A 20,583-nucleotide genomic window follows, 5' to 3' on the forward strand; every position below is an offset into this window, starting at 1 on the left:
CGGGCATCACCCTGCCCCTTTTGCAATTTTCAATGAAATCGGCCCTCAGCCCTTTAACAGCAAGCGAGGGTAGCTATTATTTCCATAGCACGCTGACGCCCAGACCAGGCGCCGCATGGCGCAGGTCAAGCCGCGTGCCGTGCGCCTGCGCGACCAGCCGGCACAAATACATGCCCAGGCCGACGCCGCCGGTGGCGCGCTGGCGGGCGCTGTCGGTGCGGTAAAACGGCTCGGTCAGGTGCGCCAGCTGGGCCTCGCCCACCCCCGGACCGAAATCACGCACGTCGAGCAGCACGCCACCGCCCTGCGGCAGCAAGCTGACGCGCGGCGGGCGCGCGGCGCCCGCGCTGTAATGCAGCGCGTTGTCGAGCAAGTTGCGGATCAGCAGGCGCACGCGGGTGCGGTCCAGCGACAGCAGCGGCAGGCCGGGCGCGATGTCGAGTTCGACGGCATCTGCGCCGGCCACCTCGCCTGCGGTCTCGCGCAGCAGCGCGGCCAAGTCCACCGGCTCGCGCTGCAGCGCGGCATGCGGGCTGGCTAGGCGCTCGCTTTCCAGCAGATCGCTGATCAGGTCGCGCATCTCGCCGAGATCGCGCAGCAGTGCCGCACGTTCCGCACCGCCCGGCGCATCCGCTGCGGCAGGCAACAGCTCGGCATTGAGTCGCGCGCGGGTCAGCGGCGAACGCAACTCGTGGCTCAGCGCCAGCAGCAGCCCGCGCTTGGCGTCCAGCATGCCTTCAATGTCATGCGCCATGGTGTTGATGCGCTGGGCCAGATCCCCCAGTTCGTCGCGACGGCGCAGCGGGATCGGCTGGTCGAAGGCGCCGCGGCCGAAACGTTCTGCCCCCTCGCGGATGTCGTCCAGGGGGCGCAGCAGGCGCCGCACATAGGCATAGGCCGCCAGCACCAGGCTCAGGAGCAGCGCCAGCGTGATCCAGCCAATGCCGCCGGGTTCGCGCTGCCAGGGCAGGGTGCCAAGACCAAAGGTCACGCGGTGGCCGTCTGCGGTGCGGCGGCTGCGCCAGTCCGCGCCGTGCGGCTCGTGCCGGTCCAGTCGTTCGTTTTTGTCGTCCAGCCAGCCACGCCGCGGCCGGTCCGCGTGCGAGTCCCAGTTCACGGCAGGTCCGCTGATGCGCACCGAAATTGGCAGGCGGTCCACCAGCGCCTGCGCCCGCGCGATGTCGGGCGGGTTGCCGATGTCGGCCGCTAGCCGGTCCATGTAGTCGGTCACGATGGGGCGTGCCGCATCGCGCCAGCCGCCGCTGAGCGCGCGCTGCATGCCGCCCATGAAGACCGCGCCCATGGCCAGCGCCAGCAGCACAAACACAGTGATCAGGCGCAGCCGCAGCGAATGCCGCCAGCGGTGCCGCCATGGGCGTGGTGCCGGCGTGGGTGCGACTTTCACGGCGCCGCCTTGCCGACCGCCAGCGCATAGCCGGCATTGCGCAAGGTCTTGACGCAGTCCAGCGGTTCGAGCTTTTTGCGCAGGCTGCTGACCACGATGTCGACCGCGCGCGTGTAGAGATCTGCCTCGTGGCCCCGCAGGTGGTTCAGGATGTCGTCGCGGCTGAACACCTTGCCGGGTTCGGCGGCCAGCAGCGCCAGTAGTTCAAACTCGGTGCCGGTCAGCTCGATGAGTTCGCCGGCGCGGCGCACCTCGCGGGTTTCAAGATCGATCGACAGGCCATGGAACTCGCGGCGCTGGCCGGCCCGCTGCGCTGGCGCCGCAAAATCGTTTGCAGGCGCGCCACCAGTTCGCGCGGCTCGAAGGGTTTGGGCAGGTAGTCGTCGGCGCCAGGTTCGAGCCCGACCACACGGTCCATCACGTCGCCGCGTGCGGTCAGCATCACGATCGGAATGTCGCTGCCCTTGCGGATTTCGCGGCACAGGGCAAAACCATCCATCTCCGGCAACATCACATCGAGAATGGCCGCGTCGTAAGTCGTGGCCTTCAGCATCGCCAAGCCCTGGCCGGGGCGCAGCGCGCTGTCGAGCATCAGCCCGAAACGCGCAAGGTAGGCCGCCAGCGGCGCGGCCAGGTGTTCGTCGTCGTCGATCAGCAGGATGCGGGGCATGCGGACATCATAAGAAGCTTTGCCGCGCTCACCACGGGTCGGCGCGGCCGATGGGCCCGAGGTGAGTCTGACGAAAGCCGGAGGCGTACTTCAAACCGTAACCCAGCGCCCGGTCAAAACCGATGTGTGCAAACCAGACCAGCGCGACGGCCAGCACCGCAGGCGCGGTGCCCAGCACGCCCATCGCCAGCAGCATCACGGGCAGGACGTAGGAGTGTGCGGCGTTGTATGCCGCTGCCCCGACGCGTGGGCCGGCCAGGTAAGCGAGGAAGGACAGGTCAGGCAGCAGGAACAGCAGCGCGAACCAGCCCCAGCCCGCGCCAAACTGCGCATACGCCGCCGTCGCCAGTGCCAGCACGGCGAGGCCTTCCATGCGCAGCAACGTACGCACGCCACCGCCTGCGCTGCCTGCGTTCAGCGCAGGCGCGGCCCGCTCACGCGCTGTGGCGATACGCACCGCACGCGCACCCGCGGCGCCGAAAGCAATCGCCCTAGCCACGGTGGCCCCAGCGGCTGCCCCGCTGCATGAACTCGCGCACTTTTTGTTGTTGCTCGGGCCGCAGGTTGTCGAAGAAATCGGCGGCAGCGGCGATCACCTCGGGACTGCCGGCTTGCAGCGCCGCGGCTTTTTCGGTGATCAGCTTGCTGGCACCGGCCTGGTCCAGCTTGTTGCCGGCAAACAGGCCCTGCACCGTAGCACGCGGGTCCTGCGCACCGCGCAGGGCAGCGCGCTGGGTCTGCAGTTTGTCGGCCAGCACCGTGAGTTTTTGTTTCTGCGCAGCGTCCAGGTCCAGCTTTGCACCGACTTTCTCGACCATGCGCGCACGCGACTCTGGCGAAGCCTCGGCCCCCGACTGCCAGCCCTGACCGCGGTGCGAACACGCACCCAGACTGCCGATGATCAGCGCCCCGCCGAACAGGCCGAGCAGGGTTCTTTTGATAAAACGTTTCATGGTGCGCCTTGCGAATGAGTGAGTGAGGCTTGTATCGTGCCGCTCGAGGGCGCCTGGATGTTGTCGTGGGGGTTGCGGCGTGTTTCGGTTTGTTTCGATCGCAGCAGCAGCGTGATGGCGAAGAGCGGGCGAAACTATTTCGCTCTTGTGCCCAACACCGCCGCCCCGATGATCATCGCTGCGGCCAGAGCAATGCTCCAGCTCAGGGACCGCCCGCTCACCAGCATCAACAAGGCGGTGGAACACAACGGCGTCAGGTAACTCAGGATGCCAATCTGCCGCGCATCACCGAGCTTGAGCGCCTTGTCCCAGAGGAAAAATGCCGCGCCCAGCGGCCCCAGGCCCATCACCGCGAGCAGGGCCCAGTCGCGGGCGGTCAGAGCGGTGGTCGGTTCCAGCCACCAGTGGCACAGCAGAGACAACACCCCCGACACCAGGCCGAACAGGCCGATGGCGGCGGTCGGGAAGGAGGCGACACGTTGTGTCAGTAGCGAATAACTGGCCCAGATAAAGGCCGAGGCGAGTGCCGGCAGGTAGCCCCAGTGCCAGCCTCCGCCTGCCGCGCCGTCCCGCGCGCCGAGGATGGCGATAGCCGCACCGGCAAACCCCAGCATCCCGGCCGCCACATGGGCGCCTCGCAAGCGCATGTTTTTGAGGAACAGCGGCGCCAGCACCACCATGAACAGCGGCCACAGATAGTTGACCAGATTGGCTTCCACTGCGGGCGCTTGGCGCAGCGCGACGAACAGCAGGAAGTGAAACCCGAACAGACCGTAAACCCCGAGCAGCAGCGTGCTGGCGGGTATGCGCCATTGCCGGGTGTCCCTGAGCACAAAGGGTAGCGCGAGCAGGCTGCCGACCAGCAGGGCAATGCCGGTCAGCAGGAAGGGCGGGACGTGGCGCAGCGACACGCCCAGCGAGGCGAGGCTGGCCCACAGGGCGATGGCCCCCAAGGCATACAGATTGGCTGGCATGACGCAAGCATAGTCGCGTGCCGCGTGCGCCATCGTCGCGCAAGGCGGGCGAACCGTCGCCAGCCAACGGTCGGTGTGTTCAGTGCGGCCACAAGCGGCGCAGTGCGGCCGTCAGCGCCGACGGCGACTGGTAGCCGCAGCGCAGCGCGGTGTTCACCACGCTCGTGCCGCTGTCACGTAACTCAAGGGCGAGTGCCAGCCGCTGGCTGCGCAGCCACTGCATGGCGCTGAGCCCGGTTTCGCACCTGCAGCGTTCGGCAAAACGCGAAGGGCTCAGAAAAACCTGCTGCGCCAGTTGCGCCACGGTCAGTGGCTGGTGCAGGTGGTGGCCGACCCATGTGGCGAGTTGGTCCCAGTCGATGGGCCGTGCGTAGCGTTTGGGCGCGGTGCTGGCTGCTCGCCACGCATCAAGCAGCAGCAGCGGGCCGTAGTGCTGCGCCAAGCCGCTTTTTTGCTGCAGGGCCTGCGTCAGGTACCGAGCCAGTGCCAGGGCCTGCGCTGCGTGTGCGGGCTGGGCCGGGCAATTCGCCCAAACGGTTTGTGCGGTGTCGAGGACCAGGCAGCGGCTGCCGCTGCGGGCTTCGAAGTCGTGGCGTTCGCCGGGGGCAATCACGCAACCCTGACCAGCGGCGATGCGCTGGCTGCGGCCCTGGACTTCCAGCTCCAGCACGCCGTCCAGGCCAAGCAACACCTGGAAATGCGCGTGCGCGTGGCTGCCGTGCGAGGCGCCGTAATGACGTAGCGACAGCAAGCCCTGCGGCGTGGCCATGTCAGACGGCGTCGGACACGCCGGCGGCATGGGCCTGCTGGTCGGCGTGGTAGCTGCTGCGCACCATGGCGCCGACAGCGGCGTGGGTAAAGCCCATCTTGTACGCTTCAGCTTCGAACATCTTGAAGGTGTCCGGATGCACGTAACGCCGCACCGGCAGGTGGCTGGTTGACGGTGCGAGGTACTGGCCGATGGTCAGCATGTTGATGTTGTGCGCGCGCATGTCGCGCATCACTTGCAGGATCTCTTCATCCGTTTCACCCAGGCCGACCATGATGCCGCTTTTGGTCGGCACATCGGGGTGCAGCGCTTTGAATTTTTTAAGCAGGTTGAGGCTGAAAGCGTAGTCTGAGCCGGGACGCGCTTCCTTGTACAGGCGCGGCGCGGTTTCCAGGTTGTGGTTCATCACGTCGGGCGGCGCGGCTTTCAGGATGTCGAGCGCGCGGTCGTCGCGGCCGCGGAAGTCAGGCACCAGGATTTCAATCGTCGTGCCGGGTGACAGCTCGCGCGTCTTGCGAATACATTCGACAAAATGGCCGCTGCCGCCGTCGCGCAGGTCGTCGCGGTCCACACTGGTGATGACCACGTATTTGAGCTTGAGGGCGGCAATGGTTTTGGCCAGGTTCAGCGGCTCGTTCACATCCAGCGGGTCGGGCCGGCCGTGGCCGACGTCGCAAAACGGGCAGCGGCGCGTGCACTTGTCGCCCATGATCATGAAAGTTGCCGTACCCTTGCCGAAACATTCGCCGATGTTCGGGCAGGAGGCTTCTTCGCAGACGGTGTTGAGCTTGTTCTCGCGCAGGATCTGCTTGATCTCGTAAAAACGCGTGCTCGGGCTGCCGGCCTTGACGCGAATCCATTCCGGCTTTTTCAGTACTTCGCCCTGCACCACCTTGACCGGGATGCGCGACAACTTGGCCGCTGCCTTCTGCTTGGCCAGCGGGTTGTAGTTTTCCTGGCTCTGGATTTCACGGACGACTTCAGGGGTGCTCATGGGTGTTTTGCCTTGGGGTTGTTTCAGGGCGCCAGATAGGTCACGAGCTTTTGGCTCAGAACATCGGCCGCCTCCTGCCAGCTTGCCGATACCCCGATTGTAGAAAGGTCTGTGGTTTGCAGCCCGGCGTAGCCGCAGGGGTTGATACGGGAAAAGGGTTCCAGGTCCATCGCAACATTCAGTGCCAAGCCGTGGTAGCTGTACTGCCGGCTGACCTTGATGCCCAGCGCGGCTATCTTGCCGAGGCCGCGAAAGGGGTCCAGCGGGTTGCGCGGGCCCGTCAGCGCTGCGTGTGAGCCGGGTTCGTCCAGGCGGACATAGATGCCGGGCGATCCGCCGACGCGGTGACCGGTCACGCCGAAGTGGGCCAGCGTGCGGATCACGGACTCCTCGATGCGGTAGACATATTCCTTGACGTAGTAACCGGCGCGCTTGAGGTCCAGCAGCGGGTAAGCCACCACCTGCCCGGGACCGTGGTAGGTGACCTGGCCGCCACGGTCCGTCTGCACCACGGGGATGGTGCCCGGATTCAGCACGTGGTCAGGCTTGCCGGCCAGGCCCTGGGTGTAGACCGGAGCATGCTCACAAATCCATAGCTGGTCACGCCCGTCTGTCGGGGGCTGGAGGTCGATTTGGCTTGAAAGTTCGGAGCTGCGACTGCGTGCAGCGGTGAAAGCGTGCATGGCCTGCCAGGTGGGCAGGTAATCGACCTGCCCGAGTTGCCGGATCTCCACATCTGCCTGCATGGGTTGGCGCTTACGTGCTTAGAGCACCACCTTGACCATCGGATGCGTGCTCAGCGTGCGGTACAGCTCGTCAAGCTGTTCGCGGCTGGTGGCGGTGACCGTGACGGTGACGCCCAGGTACTTGCCCCCCTTGCTTTCGCGCAGCTCGATGGTGGAAGCGTCGAAGGCCGGGTCGAACTCGCGCGCGATCATGCTGATGGCGTGCACCAGTCCGTCGACCTTCACGCCCATCACCTTGATGGGGAACTGCGAGGGGTACTCGATCAGCGATTCCTGGCGCGGAATGTCAGGGGGCGGGGTGGGCAAGCTCATGCGGTGGGGCCCTGTTTGGCGCGCTGGTAGGCGGCATGAAGCTGGGCGTAGACGGGGCCGGGCTTGCCGCTGCCGACGGGCAGGCCGTCCAGCGTGGTGATGGCCAGCACTTCCTTGGTGGCCGAGGACAGCAGCAGTTCGTCGGCAGCCAGCACTTCTTCGCGGCTGACCCGGCGCAACTCGAAGGGGATGCCCGCATCGTGGCAGATGCCCTCGATCAGGCTGTAACGGATGCCCTCGAGTACCAGGTTGTCCCGGGGCGGGCCCAACACCTTGCCGCCTTTGACAACCCAGACATTGGAGGCGGCGGCCTCGCTGAGAAAGTCACCCCGAAACATCACGGTTTCCAGGGCGCCAGCGTCGGCGCTGATCTGGCGCGCAAACACGGCCCCCAGCAAGCTGGTGGACTTGATATGCGCCTTGCTCCAGCGGAAGTCGTCAGCCGTGACGCAAGCCACGCCGTTCGCGCGCTGCTCCGGTGTCGGCGGCTTCATGGTGCTGGCCATCACAAAAACCGTGGGCGCCAGGTCGGGCGGCATCACGTGGTCGCGCAGCGCCACGCCGCGTGTGATCTGGATATAGACCAACTGGTCGATGGTCTCGGGGGTGCTGTTCTGCGACAGGGCGTAGGCGCCTACCAGTTGGGTCACTATTGCATGCCACTGCGCGTGGTCCATCGGGTTGGTGATGCGCAATTCGGCCAGGCTGCGGTCCAGGCGCACCATGTGCTGGGCAAACCGGAAAGGCTTGCCGCCGTACACCGGGACCACTTCGTACACACCGTCACCGAAGATGAAACCGCGGTCCATGACGCTGATCTTCGCGTCCCTGAGTGCGGTGATTTCACCGTTGAGGTAGCAGGGAGTGTCGGGCAAAAGGGTGGGTGAAGGTGTCATCTTGGAAGGTCGTGGAGGTGCTGCGGCTATTGTCGCGCAGCCTCTATTTGCCGTGACGCAGCACGCGCCGCTTGAACCAGACGCGCCAGCGCCAGAACAGCTTGACCAGCAGGTAGCCGCCAACGGAGCCGCCCACTGAAAAAATCGCCATGCCCAGCACCGCCGGCCAGCCGAAACGCTGCAGCCAGGCCATTGGATCAAAGCCGGCACTGGCGGCGGCCGCATCCAGCACCGCGTCGCCGGCAGCCGCCTCCTGTGGGGAAACGCCCAGTATCAGGCTGCCCAACTTGTAGGCCAACCAGAGCCAGAAGCCAATGGTGAAGGGGTTAGTGATCAGCGTGGCGCCGGCAGCCACTGGAATGTTGCCGCGCCACCAGACACAGTGCACAGCGGCCACCAGGATTTGCGCCACCGGCAGGGCAAAAGCCCAGAACATGCCGATAGCGACGCCGCGGGCCACGGCCTCGTGTTGCAGATGCCAGAGGCCGGGTTCCTGCAGGTGGTGCGCCAGCGGCTTGAGCCACGGGTGGGCGGCCAGCGTTTCGCGGCTCACGCCCTGGGTGAAACGATCACTCCAGTGGCCTGGCTGTTTTTTGTTTCCAGCGGGCGTGTGAGGGGGCTTGCGCTGCGTCATGGACTAGGCAGTCTGTAGGGCAGGGGCCGGAAGTCGCCAGGGGTCATTGGTAACAGGTCCAGGTTTGCATCAGGCCAGAAAGATGACAGCCGCAATGGCCAGCGCACCCAGGCCAAGGTTCAGACCGGCCAGCATCGCGATCTGCCCGACGCGCTTGCCGCTTTCGGGCCAGTCGGCCGCGGCCACCGCGAGTTTGAGTCGGCGAAACGGGCCGAAGAAGAGGTGACCGAAGAGCGCGAACATCACCAGGCCGATGCCGAGCATCAGGTGCCAGCCGACGGGCGCGTTTTTCATGCCGACGGCCATCAACATGGCCAAACCAGTCAGCAGCAGCAGGACTATGGACAGCCAGACCCATTTGAAGAAGTTTTGCAACACGCCGGCGATCAGTGGCAGGCGTTGGGGCGGGGCCAGCTGCGCGGTAGCGGCCGGACGCAGCGCAAACAGCATAAAGCTGATGCCGCCAAGCCACACGATGGCGGAGGCAATATGGAGGAATTTCATCAGGGCGGGCATGCAGGTCCTTTGGAAATATGCGCACAGTAAGCCGCCAGCGAAGCAGGAATATCGCGCCGCTTCGCCGGGTGTCGCGCGGGATACTGCAATTGTCGCCTGCAAGTGACGCTTACAGGGCACTCGCCTCGCGGTCTGAGTGATCACCACAGCAAGCGGCAGGGGAATTTGGAGGGTGGGCGGGTTTCTACGTATAATCAAGGGCTTTGCTAATAACCGGCTGTGTACCGACCGCGTAACTTGTGGTGACCAAGATGACAGATGCAGCGGTTAACCGGGTGGTGAGAGCCTCCGGTGATGGAGATGAGACGGAACGGGACGATTTCAAGACGCTGACGCGCGAAGAAGCGCAGCAGTTTCGAAAAAGCCACCCGCAAGTCTCGCTCTGGCACGTACTGGCAGGCCAGTTTGTGGCGGGGGTTCTGGTGGCCTTGCTGGCATGGCTGCTGACCGGAAGGTCAAGCGCTGGCTGGTCTGCCCTTTATGGGTCGCTGGCGGTGGTTATTCCTGCAGCGCTTTTTGCGCGCGGATTGACTGGCAAGGTTTGGTCAATGAATCCGGGCACGGCTGTGGCCGGATTCTTTTTGTGGGAAATGGTCAAGGTCGCCTTGACGCTGGCAATGCTGTTTGCGGCGCCAAGGCTGGTTTCGATGCTGAGCTGGCCGATCATGTTGGTCGGCCTGGTGGTGACAATGAAAGTGTCCTGGTTCGCGCTGTTTCTGGCGGCCAGGCATAAAAAACTTTGAGGCGAGCAATAAATGGCTGCTGAGAACGCTGCAGGACAAGGGGGCCCGACGGCCGGTGAATACATCATTCACCATCTGACGCATTGGCGCAATAAGGAGCTGGTTGGCCCTTTTGATCTGACTGTTGTCAACCTGGATTCCGCTTTTTTCAGCATTGTGTTGGGCATCCTTGGCTGTTTCCTCCTCTGGAAGGCGGCCCGCAAGGCCACTTCCGGCGTCCCTGGCCGTTTCCAGGCGGCTGTCGAGCTGCTTGTTGAAATGGTTGATTCACAGGCCAAGGGCATTGTTCATAATGCCGAGAGCCGCAAGCTGGTCGCGCCGCTGGCACTGACCGTGTTTGTCTGGATTTTCCTGATGAATGCCATGGATTTGTTGCCGGTGGATCTGCTGCCGGTCATCTGGGCCGGGATCTACGGCACCGCCGGCCTTGATCCGCACCATGCTTACATGCGCGTTGTGCCCACTGCCGACCTCTCGGTCACCATGGGCCTGTCGCTGGGTGTGTTGCTGACCTGCCTGGTCTACAACGTCAAGATCAAGGGTTTTGGCGGCTGGATCCACGAGTTGTTCACCGCGCCCTTCGGCAACCACTGGGCGCTCTACCCTTTCAACTTCCTGATGCAGATTATCGAGTTTGTCGCCAAGACGGTATCGCATGGCATGCGACTGTTTGGCAATATGTACGCTGGCGAACTGATTTTTATGCTAATTGCGCTGATGGGCGGCGCCATTGCTTCGGTTTCGCTGGGGACCGGCATTGCATTAGCCATCGGCCACGTCATCGCCGGTACCGCCTGGGCGATCTTCCACATCCTGATCATCACGCTGCAGGCCTTTGTGTTCATGATGCTGACGCTGGTTTATATCGGCCAGGCCCACGATCACCACTGATCCAAGTTTTCGTTTCCTTTTCTTTTTTCTCTCGCAACCTAGTCCTAAGGAGTCATCATGGAAGTTATTAGTTTTGTCGCTCTGGCCGCCGGCCTCATCATCGGCCTCGGCGCAGTTGGCGCCTGTATCGGCATCGGCATCATGGGCAGCAAATACCTCGAAGCAGCTGCGCGCCAGCCTGAACTGATGGGCGAGCTGCAAACCAAGATGTTCCTGCTGGCCGGTCTGATCGACGCGGCTTTCATTATCGGTACCGGTATTGCCCTGTGGTTCGCCACGGCCAACCCGTTCCTGGCTCAAATCGCCAACCTGCCCAAGTAAGCCTTCATCTAATCTTAAAAATGTCATTCCTTCGGGCTGGCTTCTGGCCGGGCCCTTGGGGAAAGGATGAGCAGTGAGCATTACAGGTACCTTAATAATCCAGCTGATCGTGTTCGGGATTCTGGTCTGGTTCACGATGAAGTTTGTCTGGCCGCCCATCACGGCTGCCCTGGACGAGCGTGCCGGCAAGATCGCCGACGGTCTGGCTGCTGCCGACAAGGCCAAATCCGAACTCTCCGTCGCCAACAAGCGCGTGGAAGAAGAGCTGGCCAAGTCGCGCAACGAGTCCGCACTGCGTCTGGCTGAAGCCGAGCGTCGTGCGCAGGCCATGATTGAAGAAGCCAAGGCCAGGGCCACCGAAGAAGGCAGCAAGATCATCGCCGCAGCCAGGGTTGAAGCTGAGCAGCAGACCGTCAAGGCCCGTGAAACCCTGCGCGAGCAGGTTGCCGCACTGGCTGTCAAGGGTGCTGAGCAGATCCTGCGCAAGGAAGTCAATGCCGGTGTGCATGCTGACTTGCTGGGCCGCCTGAAGACTGAACTTTGACTGAATCGAAGCGAGCATCACCATGGCCGAACTAGCCACCATTGCCCGTCCCTACGCTGAAGCGCTGTTCAAGGCCGCCGGTGGAGATCTTGACGGCACTGCAGCCTGGCTCGACGAGCTGGCCGCGATAGCTTCCAATGTGCAGCTGCAGCAGTACGCGGGCAACCCCAGCGTGACTTCGGCGCAGACGTTTGAGGTGATTTCCGGCGTTGCCAAGAGCAAACTGCACGAGGCTGCCAAGAACTTCCTGCGCGCTGTGATCGACAACGGGCGCATCAGCGTGTTGCCGGAAATCGCCAGCCAGTTCAGGGTGCTTAAAAATACAAAAACCGGCTCGTCCGACGCCACCGTGTACAGCGCCTTTGCGCTGGACGGCGCTGCGCTGGCCGGTCTGGCGGCAACGCTGGAAAAACGCTTTGGTCGCAAGCTCAACCTCAAGGTCGAGCTGGAGCCCGAACTGATAGGCGGCGTACGAGTCGTGGTGGGTGACGAGGTGCTGGACACTTCGATTAAAGCCCGTTTAGAGCAAATGAAAGCGGCACTGATTTCCTGATCTGCCGAGTGCAAGTCCTGAAGTTTTAGCCCATAACTGAAGAAAGAAGGAAAGAGTCATGCAACTCAATCCCGCAGAAATTTCTGAACTGATCAAAAGCCGCATCGAGGGCCTGACCGCCAGCAGCGACATCCGCAACCAGGGTACCGTTGTGTCGGTGACCGACGGTATCGTGCGTATCCACGGCCTGTCCGATGTGATGCAGGGCGAGATGCTTGAATTCCCGGCCACCGCCGACGGCACGCCGACTTACGGCTTGGCACTGAACCTGGAGCGCGACTCCGTCGGTTCCGTGATTCTGGGCGAGTACGAGCACATTGCCGAAGGCGACACCGTCAAGTGCACGGGCCGCATTCTGGAAGTGCCGGTCGGCCCCGAGTTGTTGGGCCGCGTGGTCAACGCACTGGGCCAGCCTATCGACGGCAAGGGTCCGATCAACGCCAAGATGACCGACGTGATCGAAAAAGTTGCGCCGGGCGTGATCGCGCGTAAATCGGTGGACCAGCCCCTGCAGACTGGCCTGAAGTCCATCGACTCCATGGTGCCCGTCGGCCGCGGCCAGCGCGAGCTGATCATCGGCGACCGCCAGACCGGCAAGACCGCCGTGGCCATCGACGCCATCATCAACCAGAAGGGCAAGGGCGTTTCCTGCGTTTATGTCGCGATTGGCCAGAAAGCCTCGTCGATCAAAAACGTGGTCCGTTCGCTGGAGCAAGCCGGCGCCATGGACTACACGATTGTGGTGGCTGCATCGGCTTCCGAGTCGGCCGCCATGCAGTATGTCAGCGCCTACTCCGGCTGCACCATGGGCGAATACTTTCGCGACCGCGGCGAAGACGCGCTGATTGTTTATGACGATCTGTCCAAACAAGCCGTGGCTTACCGCCAGGTTTCGCTGCTGTTGCGCCGCCCGCCAGGCCGCGAAGCCTATCCCGGCGATGTGTTTTATCTTCACAGCCGTCTGCTCGAACGCGCAGCTCGCGTTAACGAAAAATACGTTGAAGACTTTACCAAGGGTGCAGTTAAAGGCAAGACTGGTTCGCTGACGGCACTGCCCATCATCGAAACGCAAGCCGGCGACGTGTCCGCTTTCGTACCGACCAATGTGATCTCGATCACCGACGGCCAGATTTTCCTGGAAACCAGCCTGTTCAACGCCGGTATCCGCCCCGCGATCAACGCCGGTATCTCGGTGTCGCGCGTCGGTGGCGCAGCCCAGACCAAGCTGATCAAGAACCTCTCCGGCGGTATCCGTACCGACCTGGCCCAGTACCGTGAACTGGCTGCGTTCGCGCAGTTCGCTTCCGACCTGGACGAGGCCACCCGCAAGCAGCTGGATCGCGGTGCACGCGTGACCGAATTGCTCAAGCAGGCCCAGTATTCGCCGCTGTCGATCTCCAACATGGCCGCCACGCTGTTCGCAGTGAACAAGGGTTTCATGGACGACATCGACGTCAAGAAAGTTCTGGCTTTCGAGTCCGGCTTGCATAGCTACCTCAAGGACAAGAACGCTGCGCTGATGGCCAAGCTGGAAGCCAACAAGGCCATGGACAAGGACGCCGAGGCGGAACTGAACACGGCTGTGGGCGAGTTCAAGAAGTCGTTTGCTTGAACCAGCTGAACTGAACTATGAGTGCAGCATCAATCCTGAGGACGGGGCCCTTCAAGCAGGGGCCGCGGAACCGGCTTAGCCGGGCCGCAGGCGCAGCGGCCCCCTCGGGGGGCAGGGCGCTACACGAAGTGAGCAACCGTGGGGGTCATTTAGATGGCAGCAGGTAAAGAGATACGCGGCAAGATCAAATCGGTGGAAAACACCAAGAAGATCACCAAAGCCATGGAAATGGTGGCGGCCTCCAAGATGCGCAAGGCGCAGGAACGGATGCGTGCTGCCCGTCCTTACAGCGACAAGATCCGCAACATTGCGGCCAACCTGTCCCAGGCCAATCCAGAGTACACCCATGCGTTTATGGAGTCCAACGACACCAAAACGACGGGTTTCATCGTGGTGACGACCGACAAGGGTCTGTGCGGCGGCCTCAATACCAATGTGCTGCGCGCTGTGACCGCCAAGCTCAAGGAATTGCAGGCAGCGGGAGATGATGCGCAGGCCGTGGCCATCGGCAACAAGGGCTTGAGCTTTCTCAACCGGGTGGGCGCCAAGGTAATCTCGCATGTCACGCAGCTTGGCGACAAGCCGCATCTGGACAAGCTGATCGGCCCCGTCAAGGTGCTGCTCGACGCGTACAGCGAAGGCAAGATCAAGGCGGTGTACCTGTGCTACACCAAGTTTGTCAACACGATGCGCCAGGAGCCAGTGGTCGAGCAGCTGCTGCCTCTGACAGCCGAAAGCATGCAGGCCGACAAGGACCAGCACGGCTGGGACTACATCTACGAACCTGATGCGCAGACCGTGATTGACGACCTGCTGCTGCGTTACGTCGAGGCGCTGGTTTACCAGGCCGTGGCTGAAAACATGGCTTCCGAGCAGTCGGCGCGCATGGTGGCCATGAAGGCCGCCACGGACAATGCCGGCAGCGTGATTGGCGAACTCAAGCTGGTTTACAACAAGACGCGTCAGGCGGCGATCACGAAAGAACTTTCGGAAATCGTTGCCGGTGCCGCAGCGGTTTAAACCGCGATTCAAGATTTAAAGAACGGAAAAGGATCCAGTCATGGCTCAAGCTCAAGGCAAGATTGTTCAGTGTATCGGCGCGGTGGTGGACGTTGAATTCGCGCGCGACCAGATGCCCAAGATTTACGACGCGCTCAAGATGGAAGGCTCCGCGCTGACCCTTGAAGTGCAGCAGCAGCTCGGTGACGGCATCGTGCGTACCATCGCACTGGGCACTTCCGACGGCCTGCGCCGCGGCAACATGGTGTACAACACCGGCGCCAACATCACGGTTCCCGTGGGCAAAGCCACGCTGGGCCGCATCATGGACGTGCTGGGCGCGCCGATCGACGAGCGTGGCCCCGTTGACCAGACCCTGACGGCTCCTATTCACCGCAAAGCCCCGGCTTATGACGAGTTGAGCCCATCGCAGGAACTGCTGGAAACCGGCATCAAGGTGATTGACCTGGTGTGCCCGTTTGCCAAAGGCGGCAAGGTGGGCCTGTTCGGCGGCGCCGGCGTCGGCAAGACCGTGAACATGATGGAGCTGATCAACAACATCGCCAAGGCGCACTCGGGTCTGTCGGTGTTTGCCGGTGTGGGCGAGCGTACCCGCGAAGGCAATGATTTTTATCACGAGATGGCCGACTCTGGTGTTGTGAATCTGGAGAAGCTCGAAGAATCCAAAGTGGCCATGGTCTACGGCCAGATGAACGAGCCCCCAGGCAACCGTCTGCGCGTGGCGCTGACCGGCCTGACGATCGCCGAGTCTTTCCGTGACGAAGGCCGTGACGTGCTGTTCTTCGTGGACAACATCTACCGCTACACCTTGGCCGGTACCGAGGTGTCGGCGCTGCTGGGCCGTATGCCTTCCGCCGTGGGTTACCAGCCTACGCTGGCCGAAGAAATGGGCCGTCTGCAAGAGCGTATTACTTCCACCAAGGTGGGCTCTATCACTTCCATCCAGGCCGTTTATGTGCCTGCCGATGACTTGACCGATCCATCGCCAGCCACCACCTTTGCCCACCTGGATTCCACCGTGGTGCTGTCGCGTGACATCGCTTCGCTGGGTATCTACCCTGCGGTCGATCCGCTGGACTCCACCAGCCGCCAGCTGTCGCCAGCTGTTGTTGGCGAAGACCACTACAACACGGCCCGCGCCGTGCAGGGCACGCTGCAGCGCTACAAAGAGCTGCGCGACATCATTGCGATTCTGGGCATGGACGAACTGGCCCCTGAAGACAAGCTGGCCGTGGCCCGCGCCCGCAAGATCCAGCGCTTTCTGAGTCAGCCTTTCCACGTTGCTGAAGTGTTTACCGGCTCTCCGGGCAAGTACGTCAGCCTGGCTGAGACCATTCGCGGCTTCAAGATGATTGTGGCCGGCGAGTGCGATCACCTGCCAGAGCAGGCCTTCTACATGGTTGGCACGATCGACGAAGCTTTCGAGAAGGCCAAGAAGGTCTAAGTCATGGACACCACACACACCATCCACGTCGATGTTGTCAGTGCCGAGGAGTCCATCTTCTCCGGCGAGGCCAAATTCGTGGCTTTGCCCGGCGAAGCCGGCGAGCTGGGAATCTACCCGCGCCACACCCCGCTGATCACCCGCATCAAACCGGGCGCAGTGCGGATTGAAAAAGCCGACGGCACGGAAGAGTTTGTTTTCGTTGCCGGTGGCGTGCTCGAAGTGCAGCCCAACTGCGTGACTGTGCTCAGCGACACCGCCATCCGCGGCAAGGACCTCGACGAGGCCAAGGCTTCAGAAGCCAAGGCCGCTGCCGAAGAAGCCCTGAAAAATGCCAAGACCGACATCGACATCGCCATGGCCCAGTCCGAGCTGGCCGTGATGGCCGCGCAGATTGCGGCGCTACGCAAATACCGCCAGAAAAAGTAAGGCGGCACATGCCCCGACAAAGCCCCTGCCGCACGCCAGGGGCTTTTTTCATGGTGCTGCTGCATGCAGACCTGTGGGCGCCGCGCTGTCGGTTCCTGCTGACACGCCGATAGCCGCGCCAGGCGATACCGCCGCGCAGAAGCGGCGCTAGGATGTGAGCATGAAGTGTCCCGGCCTCAAAGAGCACACCGCGTCATGAGCACACCCGCTGCGGCATCGAACGCCAGCTCCAAAACCCACACGCCGGCGATGGTTAAAAAGGCCTTGCTAGGCTGGTTTACGGGCCGTGGCTGGAGGCCGTTTGCCTTTCAGCGTGATGTGTGGAAGGCCGTACACAAAGGCGAGTCCGGTCTGCTGCACGCGACCACTGGTGCCGGAAAAACCTACGCGGTCTGGCTGGCCGCCTTGCAGGCATTCGCGTTCCGGCGTTCTGCAAAATCAGGTTCTGCGGCGCCACCGCTGACAGTGCTGTGGCTTACCCCGATGCGTGCACTGGCGGCTGACACGGTGCGGGCCCTGCCGGCGCCACTGGAGGCGCTGGCAGGGGCCTGCCCGGGGCGCCCGCCTGGACCCTGGGCGCCCGCACCGGCGATACCGCGAGCGGTGAGCGCAGCGCCCAGGCGCGCCGCCTCCCGACCATCTTGGTCACCACGCCCGAAAGCCTGACGGCGCTGCTGTCGCGCGCGGATGCAAGAGAGGTCTTCAGCACGGTGCGCATGGTGGTGGTAGATGAATGGCATGAGCTGCTGGGTAACAAGCGCGGTGTGCAGGTGCAACTTGCGCTGGCGAGGCTGAGGACATGGAACAGCGAGGAAGCTTTGACTTCAGGCCCGCCGGGGCCGCGGAACCGGCGTCGCCGGGCCGCAGGCGCAGCGGTCCCGTTGTCTTGTGAAAGGGGCAGCGCACCGCCGAAGGCTCGCGAAGCGACAAGCGTGGGGGCAAATCTCGTGATCTGGGGCATGTCGGCCACGCTTGGCAATCTCGAGGAAGCCATGCACACCTTGCTTGGTCATCCGGGTGGCACATTGGTGCAAGGCCAGGTACCGAAAAAACTCGTCATCGATTCCCTGTTGCCGGCAAGCAGCGAGCGTTTCCCCTGGGGCGGCCATCTGGGCCTGACCATGTTTCCGCAGGTCGTTGCTGATCGAAGGTAGCGCCACGACGCTGGTCTTCACCAATACGCGTTCGCAATCCGAGATCTGGTACCAGGCGCTGCTCGGGGCCAAACCCGAATGGGCTGGCCTGATTGCGCTGCACCATGGATCACTGGATCGTGGTGTGAGGGAGTGGGTGGAACTTGGCCTGAAAAATGGCCAGCTGCGCGCAGTGGTCTGTACCTCCAGCCTGGACCTGGGTGTGGACTTCCTGCCGGTGGAGCGCGTGCTGCAGATTGGCTCGCCCAAGGGCGTAGCGCGCCTGCTGCAGCGCGCTGGACGCTCCGGCCATGCGCCGGGGCGGCCGTCGCGCCTGACGTTGGTCCCGACGCACAGCATCGAGATGGTAGAGGGTGCCGCTGCGCGCGCTGCGATAGCCGCCGGGCACATAGAGGCCAGGACCTCACCCGAGCAGCCGCTGGACGTGCTGATACAGCACCTAGTGACGGTAGCCCTGGGCGGCGGTTTTGTGCCCGAAGAACTCTACGCCGAAGTGCGCAGCACGGCGGCCTACGCCCAGTTGTCGCGCGAGACCTGGGACTGGTGCCTGTCCTTTGTGCGCCAGGGCGGCCCGTCGCTGGCGGCCTATCCGGACTATCGCCGCGCCGTACCGGACGAAGAGGGCGTCTGGCGCGTGCCCGATGCCCGGCTGGCTCGGCGCCATCGCATGAACATCGGCACCATCGTCAGTGATGCCAGCATAACGGTGCAATACCTGGGCGGCGCGCGTATCGGCAGCGTGGAAGAAAGTTTTGCGGCGCGTTTGAAACCCGGTGATTGTTTTCTTTTCGGCGGCCGCCTGCTGGAGATGGTGCGCATTCGCGAGATGACGGCCTGGGTGCGCCGTGCCACCAGCAAGCGCCACGCGGTGCCGCGCTGGAACGGCGGGCGCATGCCGCTGTCGACCACGCTGGCCGACGCCGTGGTGCAGCAACTGGCGCTCGCCGGCGAGGGCCGCTACGAAACGCCGGAACTGCAGCGTGTGCGGCCCTTGTTGGAGATCCAGCAACAGTGGTCGGCCCTGCCGACGCCGCAGACCCTGTTGGCCGAGCTGCTCAAAACACGCGAGGGCTGGCATCTTTTTCTCTATCCCTTCGCCGGCCGACATGTGCACCTGGGCTTGGCCAGCCTGCTCGCCTGGCGCGTGGCGCAGCAAGCACCGCGTACTTTTTCGATCGCGGTCAACGACTACGGCTTTGAGCTGCTTTGCGCGCAGCAGGTGGACTGGCCGGTCCTGCTGCCGCAGCTGCTGCAGGTTGGGCACGATGCCGAGTCGCTGGACGCGATGGCGCAGGGCGATCCAGAGGAAGGCCGGCGCGTTGCACTGCTGCACGAGGTACTGCAAAGCCTCAACGCCAGCGAACTCGCGCAACGTCGCTTCCGAGAAATCGCCCGCGTCTCCGGCCTGATCTTCCAGGGCTATCCTGGCGAAAATCGCAGCAACAAACAACTGCAAGCCTCATCCTCCTTGTTCTGGGAAGTTTTCAGAAAGTATGACCCGGCCAACAAGCTGCTGCTGCAGGCCGAGCAGGAGTTGCTGGCGCAGGAACTGGAAATCGGCCGGCTGCGTTCCAGCCTGGCGCGCATGAACAGCCAGCGCCTGGTGCTCAAGCACCTGCCACGGCCGACACCGTTTGCCTTTCCGTTGATGGTTGAGCGTTTCCGCGAGCAACTCTCCAATGAGAGCGTGGCCGACCGCATTGCCCGAATCGTGCAGCAGCTGGAAAAAGCTGCGGGCCAGACGCCGGGCGTCGGGAGCGCGACTTCACACGACGCGGCCCAAGTGCGTGAGATCCTGGCCTTCGGGCAGGAAGGCGCCGGCGGTGTTTCGAAACCCTCCACAGGCAAGCGCCCTTCACGGCGCAAGCCCTCGCGGCCCTTGCCTCCACTTTGATGGATTCGACGGTGCCGACTCCCGCCCCGCCGCTGGCTGTCAGTTACGCCGGCGAGACCGTCTGGCTCTTGCCTGAACGCGGCTTGTGGTGGCCGGCGCAGCGTGTGTTGTGGATCGCCGACTTGCACCTCGGCAAAGCCGCCACATATCGTGCCCTCGGCCAGCCGGTGCCGGGCGGCACCACCCGCGAGAACCTGGCACGTATCAGCGCCCTGGTGCTGCATTACCAGCCAGTGCAGCTGGTGTTTCTCGGGGACTTTTTACATGCGGCCCATGCACGCACCGATTCGATCCTGGGCGCACTGGCGCAGTGGCGCGCTGAGCATCCCGATGTGGAATGCATCCTGGTGCGCGGCAACCACGACAGCCGCGCCGGCGATCCACCAGTCTCTCTGGGCATGCGTGTGGTCGACGAGCCGTGGCTGATCGGCCCGTTTGCCGCCTGCCACCATCCCCAGCAGCATGCCAGCCATGGCGTGATCGCCGGGCACCTGCACCCGGCCGTGTCGTTGCGCGGACGCGGTCACGACCGCCTGCGTCTGCCATGTTTCTGCCTGGAGCCGGGCCTCGCCATCCTGCCGGCATTCGGCGAATTCACGGGCGGCTGGCGGGTGCTGCCCGAGCCGGGGCGGCAGCTTTACCCGGTGGGCGGCCAGGCAGTGTGGCGTTTACCGGAATCCTGACTTCCGGCTCACACGCCTGGTTTGATAAAGAAATCGGCCCTCTGCCCTTGTCGGACGGGCGCAAGCAGCTATGAAAACAGGAGCAGACGTCACAACTGCTCACCACAAGGGCCGGCGAGGGCCGTTATGTTTCTCATCAGGGACAACCGAAAAAACACCAGGCGACATCATGCACAGAATTCTGGGCAGCGTGAGTTGGGAAGATGGCGCCTCCCCCGTGCACAGCTACGAAGGTCGCGCAGCATTGGGCCAAAAGCGCGGGCTGCTGCTTCTTTGCACAGTCGCAGTGCTGGGTGCCTTGCTGTCGCACTGAGCCGCGCCCGCGCCTATCGCTCCATAAAACATCAATAAACACTTAACTTAGGCCTGAAATTGGTCTAAGTTAAGTCTTGCTTGGCTGAAGTCGCCCGCCTAACATTCTGAAAA

22 protein-coding genes and 3 pseudogenes are annotated in these 20,583 nt (G+C 63.3%); 13 read left to right on the plus strand and 12 right to left on the minus strand.

The window, feature by feature from the left end:
- Positions 1–76: 76 nt before the first annotated feature.
- The 12 genes and pseudogenes from H0W47_RS08970 to H0W47_RS09025 form a co-directional block, all read right to left on the minus strand.
- Positions 77–1,405, minus strand: a complete 1,329-nt coding sequence (locus H0W47_RS08970; RefSeq protein ID WP_296923364.1) for a HAMP domain-containing sensor histidine kinase — start codon at positions 1,403–1,405, stop codon at positions 77–79.
- A pseudogene (locus H0W47_RS08975) lies at positions 1,402–2,075 on the minus strand (response regulator transcription factor). Before H0W47_RS08975 ends, H0W47_RS08970 begins: the two are co-directional and overlap by 4 nt.
- 28 nt (positions 2,076–2,103) lie before the next feature.
- On the minus strand, positions 2,104–2,574 hold the full coding sequence (locus tag H0W47_RS08980; RefSeq protein WP_296923366.1) for a DUF4260 domain-containing protein: 471 nt from the start codon (positions 2,572–2,574) through the stop codon (positions 2,104–2,106).
- Entirely contained in the window at positions 2,567–3,028 is a 462-nt protein-coding gene (locus tag H0W47_RS08985; RefSeq protein ID WP_296923369.1) for a Spy/CpxP family protein refolding chaperone, read from the minus strand. The genes H0W47_RS08980 and H0W47_RS08985 overlap by 8 nt, the downstream gene beginning before the upstream one ends.
- 134 nt (positions 3,029–3,162) lie before the next feature.
- A complete protein-coding gene (locus tag H0W47_RS08990; protein ID WP_296923372.1) occupies positions 3,163–4,002 on the minus strand; it encodes a DMT family transporter in 840 nt (279 codons plus the stop codon).
- A 79-nt stretch (positions 4,003–4,081) separates the two neighbouring features.
- Entirely contained in the window at positions 4,082–4,801 is a 720-nt protein-coding gene (locus H0W47_RS08995) for an AraC family transcriptional regulator (RefSeq protein ID WP_296923375.1), read from the minus strand.
- Positions 4,773–5,765 carry a lipoyl synthase gene (gene lipA, locus H0W47_RS09000; RefSeq protein WP_296923378.1) on the minus strand — a complete coding sequence of 331 codons (993 nt, stop codon included), beginning with the start codon at positions 5,763–5,765 and terminating at the stop codon, positions 4,773–4,775. The genes H0W47_RS08995 and lipA overlap by 29 nt, the downstream gene beginning before the upstream one ends.
- Positions 5,766–5,788: 23 nt before the next feature.
- On the minus strand, positions 5,789–6,511 hold the full coding sequence (gene lipB, locus H0W47_RS09005) for a lipoyl(octanoyl) transferase LipB (RefSeq protein WP_296923381.1): 723 nt from the start codon (positions 6,509–6,511) through the stop codon (positions 5,789–5,791).
- An 18-nt stretch (positions 6,512–6,529) separates the two neighbouring features.
- Positions 6,530–6,823: a DUF493 family protein gene (locus H0W47_RS09010; protein ID WP_296923384.1), complete on the minus strand. Its 294-nt coding sequence runs from the start codon at positions 6,821–6,823 to the stop codon at positions 6,530–6,532.
- Positions 6,820–7,719, minus strand: a complete 900-nt coding sequence (locus tag H0W47_RS09015) for a D-amino acid aminotransferase (RefSeq protein WP_296923386.1) — start codon at positions 7,717–7,719, stop codon at positions 6,820–6,822. The genes H0W47_RS09010 and H0W47_RS09015 overlap by 4 nt, the downstream gene beginning before the upstream one ends.
- 43 nt (positions 7,720–7,762) lie before the next feature.
- Entirely contained in the window at positions 7,763–8,272 is a 510-nt protein-coding gene (locus H0W47_RS09020; protein WP_296923390.1) for a DUF2062 domain-containing protein, read from the minus strand.
- Positions 8,273–8,422: 150 nt separating this feature from the next.
- The gene (locus H0W47_RS09025) at positions 8,423–8,869 is read right to left on the minus strand and encodes a CopD family protein (RefSeq protein WP_296923393.1); all 447 of its coding nucleotides are present in this window, start codon (positions 8,867–8,869) and stop codon (positions 8,423–8,425) included.
- Positions 8,870–9,120: 251 nt separating this feature from the next.
- Here H0W47_RS09025 and H0W47_RS09030 point away from each other — a divergent pair, with 251 nt between their 5' ends.
- From H0W47_RS09030 to H0W47_RS09090, 13 genes and pseudogenes are all read left to right on the plus strand, one after another.
- Complete coding sequence (locus tag H0W47_RS09030; protein WP_296923396.1) at positions 9,121–9,612, plus strand: ATP synthase subunit I; 492 nt, start codon at positions 9,121–9,123, stop codon at positions 9,610–9,612.
- Between the two features lie 12 nt (positions 9,613–9,624).
- Positions 9,625–10,503, plus strand: coding sequence for a F0F1 ATP synthase subunit A (atpB, locus tag H0W47_RS09035; protein WP_296923400.1), 879 nt, complete (start codon positions 9,625–9,627; stop codon positions 10,501–10,503).
- A 54-nt stretch (positions 10,504–10,557) separates the two neighbouring features.
- Positions 10,558–10,824 carry a F0F1 ATP synthase subunit C gene (atpE, locus tag H0W47_RS09040; protein WP_174575471.1) on the plus strand — a complete coding sequence of 89 codons (267 nt, stop codon included), beginning with the start codon at positions 10,558–10,560 and terminating at the stop codon, positions 10,822–10,824.
- Between the two features lie 73 nt (positions 10,825–10,897).
- Complete coding sequence (locus tag H0W47_RS09045) at positions 10,898–11,368, plus strand: F0F1 ATP synthase subunit B (RefSeq protein ID WP_296923402.1); 471 nt, start codon at positions 10,898–10,900, stop codon at positions 11,366–11,368.
- A 22-nt stretch (positions 11,369–11,390) separates the two neighbouring features.
- On the plus strand, positions 11,391–11,921 hold the full coding sequence (locus H0W47_RS09050) for a F0F1 ATP synthase subunit delta (protein ID WP_296923404.1): 531 nt from the start codon (positions 11,391–11,393) through the stop codon (positions 11,919–11,921).
- Positions 11,922–11,979: 58 nt separating this feature from the next.
- Positions 11,980–13,533, plus strand: coding sequence for a F0F1 ATP synthase subunit alpha (atpA, locus tag H0W47_RS09055; RefSeq protein ID WP_296923407.1), 1,554 nt, complete (start codon positions 11,980–11,982; stop codon positions 13,531–13,533).
- 153 nt (positions 13,534–13,686) lie between these two features.
- Positions 13,687–14,553: a F0F1 ATP synthase subunit gamma gene (gene atpG / locus H0W47_RS09060; protein WP_296923410.1), complete on the plus strand. Its 867-nt coding sequence runs from the start codon at positions 13,687–13,689 to the stop codon at positions 14,551–14,553.
- Between the two features lie 40 nt (positions 14,554–14,593).
- Positions 14,594–15,997: a F0F1 ATP synthase subunit beta gene (gene atpD, locus H0W47_RS09065; RefSeq protein ID WP_296923413.1), complete on the plus strand. Its 1,404-nt coding sequence runs from the start codon at positions 14,594–14,596 to the stop codon at positions 15,995–15,997.
- A gap of 3 nt (positions 15,998–16,000) precedes the next feature.
- Complete coding sequence (locus H0W47_RS09070; protein ID WP_296923417.1) at positions 16,001–16,426, plus strand: F0F1 ATP synthase subunit epsilon; 426 nt, start codon at positions 16,001–16,003, stop codon at positions 16,424–16,426.
- Positions 16,427–16,675: 249 nt separating this feature from the next.
- Positions 16,676–17,223, plus strand: a pseudogene (locus tag H0W47_RS09075) (DEAD/DEAH box helicase); the annotation flags it as partial.
- 147 nt (positions 17,224–17,370) lie between these two features.
- Positions 17,371–19,474: pseudogene (locus H0W47_RS09080) on the plus strand (ligase-associated DNA damage response DEXH box helicase); the annotation flags it as partial.
- Between the two features lie 11 nt (positions 19,475–19,485).
- Positions 19,486–20,157: a ligase-associated DNA damage response endonuclease PdeM gene (pdeM, locus tag H0W47_RS09085; protein WP_296923420.1), complete on the plus strand. Its 672-nt coding sequence runs from the start codon at positions 19,486–19,488 to the stop codon at positions 20,155–20,157.
- Positions 20,158–20,326: 169 nt separating this feature from the next.
- Positions 20,327–20,470, plus strand: a complete 144-nt coding sequence (locus H0W47_RS09090) for a hypothetical protein (RefSeq protein WP_296923423.1) — start codon at positions 20,327–20,329, stop codon at positions 20,468–20,470.
- The last annotated feature ends 113 nt before the right edge of the window (positions 20,471–20,583 follow it).

The organism is Polaromonas sp. (assembly GCF_013817205.1).
Taxonomy (GTDB): Bacteria; Pseudomonadota; Gammaproteobacteria; order Burkholderiales; family Burkholderiaceae_C; genus Polaromonas.